This is a genomic window from Nitrosophilus sp. (assembly GCF_982775275.1).
Genome location: NZ_CEXZHP010000033.1, coordinates 1 through 10,944 on the forward strand (window position 1 = coordinate 1; position 10,944 = coordinate 10,944).

Annotated in this window: 10 protein-coding genes; all 10 read right to left on the bottom strand. The window is 28.9% G+C overall.

Features of this window, described 5'->3' with window-relative positions; translation table 11 throughout:
- Positions 1-192 precede the first annotated feature (192 nt).
- Complete coding sequence (locus tag AC30RD_RS02980) at positions 193-2,385, bottom strand: endonuclease MutS2 (RefSeq protein ID WP_489492723.1); 2,193 nt, start codon at positions 2,383-2,385, stop codon at positions 193-195.
- Positions 2,385-2,735, bottom strand: a complete 351-nt coding sequence (locus tag AC30RD_RS02985) for a hypothetical protein (protein ID WP_489492725.1) — start codon at positions 2,733-2,735, stop codon at positions 2,385-2,387. The genes AC30RD_RS02980 and AC30RD_RS02985 overlap by 1 nt, the downstream gene beginning before the upstream one ends.
- Positions 2,735-4,045 (bottom strand): UDP-N-acetylmuramate--L-alanine ligase, encoded by a 1,311-nt coding sequence (murC, locus tag AC30RD_RS02990; RefSeq protein ID WP_489492726.1) that lies wholly within the window; start codon positions 4,043-4,045, stop codon positions 2,735-2,737. The genes AC30RD_RS02985 and murC overlap by 1 nt, the downstream gene beginning before the upstream one ends.
- Complete coding sequence (locus AC30RD_RS02995; RefSeq protein WP_489492727.1) at positions 4,045-4,620, bottom strand: hypothetical protein; 576 nt, start codon at positions 4,618-4,620, stop codon at positions 4,045-4,047. Before AC30RD_RS02995 ends, murC begins: the two co-directional genes overlap by 1 nt.
- A 1-nt stretch (position 4,621) precedes the next feature.
- Positions 4,622-5,746 carry a succinyldiaminopimelate transaminase gene (locus tag AC30RD_RS03000; protein ID WP_489492728.1) on the bottom strand — a complete coding sequence of 375 codons (1,125 nt, stop codon included), beginning with the start codon at positions 5,744-5,746 and terminating at the stop codon, positions 4,622-4,624.
- A 46-nt stretch (positions 5,747-5,792) separates the two neighbouring features.
- Positions 5,793-8,576 (bottom strand): ChaN family lipoprotein, encoded by a 2,784-nt coding sequence (locus tag AC30RD_RS03005; protein WP_489492730.1) that lies wholly within the window; start codon positions 8,574-8,576, stop codon positions 5,793-5,795.
- Positions 8,573-8,977: a UPF0158 family protein gene (locus AC30RD_RS03010; protein ID WP_489492731.1), complete on the bottom strand. Its 405-nt coding sequence runs from the start codon at positions 8,975-8,977 to the stop codon at positions 8,573-8,575. Before AC30RD_RS03010 ends, AC30RD_RS03005 begins: the two co-directional genes overlap by 4 nt.
- A gap of 39 nt (positions 8,978-9,016) precedes the next feature.
- Positions 9,017-9,562 carry a Sir2 family NAD-dependent protein deacetylase gene (locus tag AC30RD_RS03015; RefSeq protein WP_489492733.1) on the bottom strand — a complete coding sequence of 182 codons (546 nt, stop codon included), beginning with the start codon at positions 9,560-9,562 and terminating at the stop codon, positions 9,017-9,019.
- Between the two features lie 45 nt (positions 9,563-9,607).
- Entirely contained in the window at positions 9,608-10,057 is a 450-nt protein-coding gene (locus AC30RD_RS03020) for a hypothetical protein (protein ID WP_489492734.1), read from the bottom strand.
- 3 nt (positions 10,058-10,060) lie between these two features.
- A partial coding sequence (locus AC30RD_RS03025) for a hypothetical protein (protein WP_489492735.1) occupies positions 10,061-10,944 on the bottom strand: 884 nt, incomplete at its 5' end.

Here is a 10,944-nt window from a genome sequence, read left to right on the forward strand (position 1 = left end):
AGCGCTCCTCCCTCTCCCGGAAAGTGATAGGACCCAGTTTTTTGCTCATGCCAATTTAATCACAGGACAAAAGATGAAATTATTATTTAATCTATAATTATTATTGATAAAATAAAAGAAGAAAATAAAAGAGTGTGAAGTTTTTATACAGTTTTTTTGAAGAGATTTATAAGTTTTTTTGAATAAGATAGTTTAAAGTTCAGCTATAGTAGCTCCAAATCCCCCCATATTTGGGGGTGCGTCTTTAAAAGATTTTACCTTTGGATGGTTTTTTAAAAACTCTCTTACCGCCTTGGCTAACCTTCCAGTTCCAATACCATGATATATCAAAACTTCGTCAAAACCGCTGATTAACGCATCGGATATAAATTTATCAACCTTTTCTATCGCTTCATCTACCCTTAATCCGTGAAGATCTAACTTAACAGATAACCTTTTTGGCTTAGAGACTGAAACTTTTGGTTGAGTCTTTTTCTCTTTTATAAAAGCCGCCTTTTTTAACTCATTTATAGGTACTCTCATTTTGAGACCATCAAAATCCACAAAAGCCTCTTTATCTTTTATAGATAAAATCACCCCTCTGTTTTTTCTATATCTTACATTATCTCCCACTTCAAAACTTTCAACTGCTTTTTTCTCTTTTATTTTCGCCTCTTTTGCAATTTTATGGGCTTTTGTTAGATATCTATGGGCCTCCTTTTTCTCCTTTGCTCTAATTGCGGCTTTGGCTTGGTCAATAGCTTCTTTAAAAATAGATGAAAGTTTTGATTTTTCCTCTTTTAATTCTAAAAAAAATCTTTCTCTTTCATCTTCTAACTCTCTTTTTAAAAACTCAACTCTTTCTAACTTTTGTTGAAGCAATCTTTTTTTATCTTTTAATTCTCTTTCAAGTTCGCTTCCCCTCTCAATTAATTCACTAAGCTTTGCCTGATCCTCACCATACTCTTTTACGGCCCTTTTTACGATCCCCAAAGGTATCCCGTATCTCTTTGCCGTCTCAAAAGCGTAGCTTTTACCGATAATTCCTTGTAAAAACTCATATGTTGGAACGCCTTTTTCTTCATCATAAATTGCGGCCAACAGTTCCACTTCATCGTAGCTTGCCATTAGCGCCGCAAGTCTTTTGTGATGGGTTGTGATGGCTATTTTTATATCTTTTTTTAAAAGCTCTTCCAATATAACTTTAAAAAGAGTCGCAGCCTCGTCGCTGTCTGTTCCAAGCTCTATCTCGTCAACTCCGACTAAAACATCCCTTTTTTGAAAAAGTTTGCTAAATTCAAGCATACGTCCGGCAAATGTTGAGATATCGTTTTTTACATTTTGAGGATCTTCTATAATTGGAATAATCTCTTTAAATCTTCCAATAACCGAGTTTTTAGGATCAAGCTTTAGCGGGATTAGAAATTTAGCAAGATATGCGGCCGATAAAATCGATTTTAAAAGCATCGTTTTACCTCCGGCGTTTACGCCGGTAATTATTAGTATCTTTTTGCTAAAATCCACACTTATTGGCTTTGGATTGGAAATTGCGGGATGGATGAAATCTTTTAAAATTATTTTATCGCTATTTTTTGGCAAAATTAAAAAAAGATTTTTACTTTTAGCAAAATTGACTCTTGCTTGATAATGATCAAACCTATCAAAAGCTCTATTTATATACTCAATAAACTTTATATATTTTAAAAATCTATTTGATATGTTTTTAGCCCATTCATATTTTATCTCTTCAATTTCGCTTAATATTGAAGCCTCTTTTTCCTTTAATTTTATCAAAGCTTCTGGAACCACATAAAAAAATCCACCACTACTTCTTCCAACTACGCTCCCCTTTAGCACATGATTAAATCCCCCTCTTAATAAAAGAGCTTCCTCTTCATTGATATAATGTATCTGCCTATCCACAAGATAGCCTTGAAGTCTGTTTGAGTTTAGAAAACCTTGCAGTTTTTGGCGAATATGCTCTTTATTCTGCTTTAAAGCCGCAGTTAAAGACTCAAGTCTTTCATCAACACTCTCTTTAAGTCTTCCTTTTTCATCAAAATAGCTCTCAACCTCTTCAATTTCCTCTGGAAAATCGATAGTGTCAATAAACTCTTTTATCTTTCCCTCAAATTTAACCCTTTTTAAATATTTAAAATATCTAAAAATCTTTACAAACTCAAAAATCTCTTCAAGTCCTAAAATACCCTGTTTTTTTATATGAAGTATCTCATTATTTAGATTTTTAACGTTTGGCGGAGCTTTAAACTCATACTTTTTAAGCTCATTGATAAAATTAAAATGAAGATTTATATCCCCTTCTATAAACAGAGGTTTTTCTCTTGCCAAAAACGAGTAAAATTCATCTATAAATTCTTTTAAATCAAGCGCATTTATTAGATCCATTATTCTCCCAATTTACAGCTATCTATTGGCACTACAAGTCCTTCAAATTCGGTATTTTCTTTCCCGACAAAAACTAAAGTCCCGTTAACGAAATTAAATCCATCTTTTGACACGTTTACATCTTTGCAGATTAAGACTTTGCCGTGATTGAAATTAAACAAAAGCTTTTCGTGATATTTTCTTTTTTTATCCTGATAAAGGCTATATCCAAATATCAAAATCCATCCAAATACTAAAGAGAGTATGATAATGATTTTTAGCCTTTTTGTAAGTTCAGTAAAAAAATATACGACTACTCCGATAAGTCCAAAAATCAACAGTAAAAAGATCAAAAGATAAAAAAAAGCCACTATTTCATCCCTCTTAATTGATAAGTAATATCACCCGCACCAAATCCTACGACCAGACCTTGGTTGATTTTTGCTATATCTTTTTTATCTTTAATTAAAATTATCCTATTTTTATCTTTTTTTATAAAATCTGCAAATATAGGGTTATACTTTTTAAAATGTTTTTTAAAATCTATTTCAATCTTTTCTTCTCCGGCACTCCAAACAGGCAAAATAACAAGCTTTGTGCTATCTTTGAAACACTCGATAAATCTATCAAGATTATCTATGGTTCTTGAGTATTTGTGAGGTTGCCAAATAACCGTTATCTCTTCAATCCCCTTTAATTTAGCATATTTTTTTAAAGATTTCATTGTAGCTTCTATTTCGGTTGGGTGGTGAGCGTAATCGTCGATAACTATAAATGAGTTTTCTTTATCCACTATATCAAATCTTTTTTTAATACCTCTATAATTTTTTAAATTTCTTTTTATCTCATCAAGTCCAATTTCATTCATTGCAGCAAGTATCGCCAAAGAGGCATCAAGTGCGATATGAGAGCCAAATCCCCAAACATCAAACTCGCCAAAATCTCTAAGTTCAAATCTAATATAAGGCTCATCATCTTTTAAAAAATGGCTTTTTATTTTTATATCCTTTTTTGGATCCAATCTTACGGCCTCTAAATCTATACTTTTTAAGAAAGGATCATCTTCGTTGATAACCCTAATTTTAGATAATTTTAAAAACTCTTTATAAGTATCGTAAAAAAGATCCAAATCATGGTTGTAAAACTCCATATGTTCTGGTTCGGCGTTTGTTACTACGCTAAGATAGGGATTGGAGTTTAAAAAACTTGCGTCACTCTCATCGGCTTCAAATACCAAAATATCGCTGTTTGGATTGTATCTTACGTTTGATTTAAACTCTTTTGACTCGGCTCCTATTATCGCGTTGGCATCCTTTAATATAGAAGCCAAAATCGCACTTGTGGTGCTTTTCCCGTGGGCTCCAGCAACTGCGTAAACTTTTTTGCCTCTTAATACCAAAGGTAAAGCCTCTTTTCTAGATAATATTTTTATCCCCTTTCTTTTTGCCTCTTGAAGTTCAATATTATTTTTTTTCACGGCCGCAGAATATATCACGATATCTTGATCTATAATATTCTCTTTTTTTTGAGGGGTATCAACCTTTATTCCAAGCTCTCTTAAAGAGTTAACTATCGGACCCTCATACATATCAGATCCGCTAATCTCGTATCCTTCAAAATGTAAAAATCTTGCAAGACCGCTAAGACCGATACCTCCGATTCCTATAAAATGGATCTTCATCATCTTCCTTGGGATAATTTTTCTATTTTTTTAAGCTCGCTATTTATTAGATCGCTATTTTTTTGTAAAAATTCATCGGCTTGCTTTGTTAAAGAATCAAAAAAGATACTATCTTCGCTTAAATTCTCTTTATCTACAAATTTTTCAATAAAATCATCAAGTGAAATTTTTGTAGCCGTAGCCCCAAGAGCCAAAAACATCCCTTTTTGTATCTTTTTATCGTCAATTAAATACGAAAGTATCAAAAAGAGCTCGTTTGCTCCTTTAAAGTCCGCTCTATCCCATCTCTCAAGGGCGTGTTCATAGATGGCTCTTGCTATAAACTTATCTTCTTCTTTTAAAAAGTTAAAAATCTTTCCTTTAGTTAAAATATCTGCCAATTTATCAAAAGCGATCTCTAAAATCTTTTGATATAAAAGATCGATATCCTCTTCATCTAGATCCAAAACCAAATAGGTATCTAATATATCGTAAAGGTCCACTATATTTTCATTTTTTATTGCCTCTTCTTTTTTTGTTTTTAACTCTTTTAAAAACTTTTTATCCATTTTAAGTCTTGTTAAATTTGCTTCCATCTCAATCCTTTAAAGCCTCTTTTATTCTGTTTAGCGCCTCTTTTGTTTCATTTTCGTCATATACAAGTGCAATTCTAACATAACCTTTTCCAATACCCTTTCTACCTAAAAAAGACCCGGGTAAAACTTTGACATTATAATCTTTATAAAGTTTTTTTGTAAACTCCAAATCATCTCCAACTTCAAGCCATATATAAAATGTCGCAAGAGGCACTTTAATATCCAAAATCTCTTTAGCGATTTTAAAATTTTTTCTATATTTATCTCTAAACTCAACAACATGACTCTCATCTCTCCAAGCTTTTGCAGCCGCCATCTGTAAAGGCAAAGGAGAAGCGCATCCAACATATGTTCTATATTTCATATAATCTTTTAAAATATTTTCGTCTCCGGCTATAAAACCGCTTCTAAGCCAGGGAGCGCTGCTTCTTTTTGATATTGAGTTTACCACCAGTATATTTTTAAATTCCTTATTGCCAAAATCCAAACTTGCCTCAAGTAAAGATGGTGGGGGTGTAATATCGTAAATTTCGCTATAGCACTCATCATTTAATAAAACAAAATCATACTCTAAAGCCATCTGCACCCAATTTTTTAACTCATCTTTATCCATAACCGAAGCTGTAGGGTTGTTTGGAGAGTTGATTATTACAAAATCAACATCTTTTAAAAGAGTCTTGTCAATTTGTGGCTTAAAAGAGTTTTCTTTTGTTAAATTTAGGTATATAATTTTAGCTTTTGCCGCAATGGCGGCACCTTCATATATCTGATAAAAAGGATTTGTAAAAGCCATTTTAGGAGAGTTTTTTTTGCTTAGTAGAAATTGAGGGAAATTAAAAAGAACCTCCCTCGTTCCAAAAGTGGGAATTATCTGAGATATTTTTAAATCAATGGAATATCTATTTTTTATAAAATATAAAATCGCCTCTTTTAATATATCTTCACCGCTGCTTTTTGGATATTTTTTTAAAAGATGAGAAGTATTACAAAGCTCATTTTGTATAAATTTTGGCGTTTCAAACTGAGGCTCGCCTATAGTCAGAGTTATTGGATAAAAACTCTCATTTGGCTTGATATTTTTGAGCAATTCATTTAACTTCTCAAAAGGATATTTCTCAAAATTCATTTTTAACCTTTCTTAATTTTTTCTCAAAACAGGCTTTGCTATATTTTTAAGGCTGTTCAAAGCAAACCTTTTTTATCAATTTTTTATTCTCTCTTAAAATCTCTAATTTTGCGCATTTTTTTGCAAAGATTAGTTCAAGTTTTAATTGTGAGAGATTTTTAACTTTTACCCCGTCTATCTTTAAAATCTTATCACCTTTTTTAATTCCGGCTTTTTTTGCGGCGGAATTTTCTAAGACTCTATCCACTACTAAACTATCTTTATCTTTTAAATATACTCCAATTTTTTTTGAAGGAAGATCGATATGACTTGGTTTTAAAACATAATCTGCGATATTTTTTTTGATCTTATCATCTTGCAAAACTATTTTATAATTTTTTATCCCTCTTCTTTTTACTCTATCTGGTATGCCAAAACCGTATCTTAAATGGCCGTTTCCGGCCAATACGACAACTTTATAATCTTTTTTCCTTTTTAAAAACTCTACTACTCCTTCAGCCATAGCTTCATCCCATAAAATTTGAGCGTAAAAGAAATTTTCAAAATTTTTAAATCTCTTTTTCATATGTCCTTCAAAAATCTCTTTGATATATTTTTTATATTTTTTGTTTGAAAAATCGATAGATTTTGGCAAAAGCTCTCTCTCTTTTTTACTTAAAGAGTCGATTCCTTTTTTAGCCACTTTTTGGCTTATCTCTTTTGGCAAATTAAGGGCTATTAATTTTATTTTATGTTTTCTTGCAAAAAGAAGTATAGGTCTATAAAGATTATAATCATACCCCCATCTTTTTAGATACTGCGTTTTTTTTAGCATCTCTTTTTCGGATATCTTTCCCTCGATAAACATATCAAGATATTTTTGATAGGGTTTTTGAAACATCTCCATAGCTATGGCTATCTTTTTGTTTTGCCTAAATATAGCTTTTATTATTTTTAGTTGATTTACATGGTGAGAATATATTGGGTGATTTTCCCCGACAAAGAGAACTTTTGAGTTTTTTATATCACCAATTAGTCTATTAAAATTATCTTCAATATCTTTTATTTTTACGATTTCTGTTTTTGTATTTAATTCATAAACCGCTCCGTTAGCAGATGGTTTAATCTTTTTTACAACTTCTTTATCAAATACAACTTTTGAATATTTTCCAAGATGGCTAAACAGTTTTGTTATCTTTTTTAGATCAAATTCAACGTTTTTAAAAACAACCACCACTTTCTTACTATTTAGAGGGTTTTTAAATGCCTCAATCTTAGCTTTTTTTTCATATTTAAAAGGAATGGAAAACTTTTCTAAAAGAGTTGAATCTCCAACTATTAAAATATCGCTTTTTTTAAAATCTTCAATATCAACTTGGGCGCTTTTTTTAATACTCTTAAAAAATTTTAAAAACTCTTTATACCTTTTTTGCTCATCGCAAACTACCAAAAGATTGTCGCTGCCTAAAACTTTTGAGATTATTGGAGGAATCTCTTCTTCTTTTAATCTTCTAAATATCTCATACTCATCATCTACAACGAGCCTTTTTGGCTCAAAATCCACATTTATAACATGTTTAGTTTTATTTGAATCGATATAAAATTTCTTACATCGAACGTTGGAGCAGATTTTTATGGGCACTTTTATATTATATTCGTTTGAAATAAACTCAAAATCGACTCTATATCTATCTTTGTCGTATGTAAGGATAATATTTTCTATATCAAAATCAAAAGCTCCTTTTCTATAAACCCACTCTAAAAAGAAGTTTTTCAAATCTTTTTTCGATATCTTCTCAAAAACCTCCCTTATATCTTCAAAAGTAACCTCTTTAAACGCAAATTCTTTTAAAAGTTCTCTGAAGGCTTTATAAAAATTTTCATCATTCACCAAATTTTTTAGCATATAAAAAAAGAAAAAACCTTTGTTATAACCTATAACGTTTTTATCTTCATACTCTTTATATCTAAACTCAATCAAAGATATCTCATCTTTTTTTGAATATGAGTTATATTTTAAAAGGGCGTTTTTTCTAAACTCGATTTTATTATCTGAAAAATAGTAGTTTGAAAAAAAAGTTGCTGCACCTTCTGTCCAATTTCCAAAACTTGGAGAAAAAAGGTAGCTTCCAAAATATTGATGGGATATCTCGTGGGCTAAAGAGTCATTTAAAACAAATTCCTTTGAAATTATCTGCTCTCCAATTAGACTCATAGTAGCGGTTGCGTATCCTACAGGGTAAGGAACCTCAACAATATTAAAAATTTTATATGGTAAAAATCCAAAGATTTTTTTATAAATATCAAAATATTCAAAACTTTTTTCTATATATTTTTTACTTAATTTTGAATCTTTTTTATAAAAATATGTAGAAACAGTTAAGTCATCTTTTCTTTTTGAATCTATTACAAAATCTTTTGAAGCTATTAAGTATAGATTTTTCAAAGGAACATCGAAAACAAACAGACCATCTTTTTTTGAAGTATATTGCATTATTGGAGTAAATTTGCCAAAATCAGCTTTTACTTCGTATTTGCATCTTTTTTCAACTTTTGGATACCAACTATCAAAAAAGATATATGTATCTTTAACTGGTTTAGTCTTATAAAAAAATCCAATCTCAACTGGCTTTTTTGAAGTTTTTATATATTTTGGATAATCGCTTAATTTTATAGTGCCATCTTTTATATAAAAAATCTGTGCGTTTGTTGGATCAATAGGTATAGTTTTATTAAAATCGATGTATGATTTTCCAACTATTTTATCTTTTTCTAATCTAATATCTATCTTATATGAACAAATATTAGCTATTAAAAATAACGGCAAAAAAAGTAAAAATAGTTTTTTCATTTTGCTATTTTAATACCATTTTTTTTGCACCATTTTATCAGAGCCTCTTTAGTCCTATTCCCTTCAAATTGATACCATTTTTTTAATAAATCGTAAGAAGCTAAAAATTGCTTAAATTTACTATATGCTCCTGATTTTCGAAAAATTTCTCTAACTTTATCATACTCTTTAGGCAAAAAAGTCTGTATAAATTCAAAAGCAAGTCTACTATCAAGTCCTAACATATGTTTATCTGGTATATTTATAAAATCTTTATCATCGATATCTTTTGGAAATTCATCAATACCTAAAATATCCGACCTATAATAAATTTTACCGTCTCTTTTATCTAAAATAGCTTCATTATCCATATCAGAGCTTACAAATAAAAAAGCCGACTCAATATCGCCCAAATTAACCATTCACAAATGCCTTTTTAAAATTTATTTTTATCTTTGATTTTATTTATCCTTCAATTTTTTAGACCACTCTTCAAATCCATTAAAATTAAACTTTATATTAGAAAAAATTGTTTTATACCTGTTTTCAACATTATCTGATATATCTACTACTGCTATTTGTTTATCTTTAGAAAAAGCTTTTTTAATTGTATATAAAAATTCATAATCAGCTTTTGGAAATGAATACCCTATAAAAGTTATCTTTTTAGCTTCTTGAATTTCAATTAAAGCATTATTCCAAATATATTTTAAATGTAAATTTTCAAAATTTTTGATAATAGTTGGTGTTATGATAAAATTATCAAGATTTATATCTAAATCATTAAATTTTTTACAATTAGGACAGATTTTTTGTGTATATTTTCCAATTGATTCTATACTTTCATCATCTACATACATTCTTTGACAATCTTGACAAAGTAGCCAATTTATAGAACCATGTATTTTTATGACTTTTAAATTTTTTTTATTTTTTGATTTTAAATTGATATGTGGTATATGATCATTATCATCTAATGAATATGTATAAAAACAGTAATCAATCATAACTTCATCGCAAATATTTTTTATAAGTTTTTCAAGCAGTGTATCTCAATTTAAAACTATTAAAGAAACTTGTTTGTAGTTTTTACAAATATATTTTATAAAAATTTCATATTTGCTTTTATATTGTTCTATTTTTTGTAATCTATCATCTAAAAGTGAAATTATAAGCTTTATTAAACTCTGCCTAATTTTATGCAATTCATTCCAACTATATCTATAAAAAAACTCCTCATTTTTATAAGCTCTATCAAAAATTGTAAAAATATCTTCAATATCCACTTGTTTTATTAATTTATTAAATTTTTCTTTTATTTGCTTATTTTCTTTTTCTTTTTCAAAAAATAAAAAATTTTCTAAAAAACTTTCAAATAAATCTTGTTCTTTTAAAAGTGAAAAATCTTTATTTTTATATATTTCTTTTATTAAATCTTTTTGAAGTGGTAAATTTGCAGGATAAGAAAATCCTGCTCCAAGTATAAAAACCTCTTTTTGCATAATTTAACTTAAAACCTTTTTCCAAATTTTTAAATATTCCAAAAAGCCATCAGCAAAAATAGGCTCAAATTCTTTATAACTATTTTCTAATTCATTCAATAAATTCTCTAAAGAGTCAGTATTGATTTTAACAAATTCATCATTTTTTGTATACAAATAGTGATACAATGAATTTATTTTACTCTCTTGAACCGGATACTCTCTAACTCTATTTTTATGTTTAAAAGTTTTTGTTGTTGCAAAGATAGATAAAAATGACTCTATAACTTCATTTAAATCATCTCCAATTATTTCATCACATTTTTTACAACTACATATTTTATCTTTAAACAACATTCTATTTTTAATATCTTTTGCAAAAATAACTTCTATAATCTCTTCTGCTTTTAATCTTTTTTTAATAGCTGGAAGATAATATTTTGCTACAGGTATCCCTCCTCCAACTGGAACAACTTCTCTTGATTCTCCATATTCAAGCCCATGTACCACACCATTTAAACCTTTAAACTTCAAAAGCTCACTAAAGTATCCACCATAAAGATTATATTTTTCCACCTCTATTTTTTCAACAAATTCTACTAATTTTTTTAAATCATCAATACTTGCCTTTGTTTCATCAAAATTATCTATCCAATAAAACACACCTTTTGTTTGATTTGCTACTTCTAACAACTCATCAATAAAATTTTTTTCATATAATAACTCTTTGGTCATTACAATTTGAGTATAGTATCTATCTTTTGCAAACTCCATAAACTTTAAATTAATACTTATCCACTCTTTAAAATTATACCTATCCATATAAAAATATGGCGCTACTATACAAAAAGGCTCTTTTTTTATTCCAACATATTCAATTAATTCTTTATATTCATTATCTAAATTTT

Excerpts from the sequence above, each read along its gene's own strand:
- AC30RD_RS02980 (WP_489492723.1), bottom strand. The coding sequence starts at position 2,385 with ATGGATCTAATAAATGCGCTTGATTTAAAAGAATTTATAGATGAATTT.
- murC (WP_489492726.1), bottom strand. The coding sequence starts at position 4,045 with ATGAAGATCCATTTTATAGGAATCGGAGGTATCGGTCTTAGCGGTCTT.
- AC30RD_RS02995 (WP_489492727.1), bottom strand. The coding sequence starts at position 4,620 with ATGGAAGCAAATTTAACAAGACTTAAAATGGATAAAAAGTTTTTAAAA.
- AC30RD_RS03000 (WP_489492728.1), bottom strand. The coding sequence starts at position 5,746 with ATGAATTTTGAGAAATATCCTTTTGAGAAGTTAAATGAATTGCTCAAA.
- AC30RD_RS03005 (WP_489492730.1), bottom strand. The coding sequence starts at position 8,576 with ATGAAAAAACTATTTTTACTTTTTTTGCCGTTATTTTTAATAGCTAAT.
- AC30RD_RS03010 (WP_489492731.1), bottom strand. The coding sequence starts at position 8,977 with ATGGTTAATTTGGGCGATATTGAGTCGGCTTTTTTATTTGTAAGCTCT.
- AC30RD_RS03015 (WP_489492733.1), bottom strand. The coding sequence starts at position 9,562 with ATGATTGATTACTGTTTTTATACATATTCATTAGATGATAATGATCAT.
- AC30RD_RS03020 (WP_489492734.1), bottom strand. The coding sequence starts at position 10,057 with ATGCAAAAAGAGGTTTTTATACTTGGAGCAGGATTTTCTTATCCTGCA.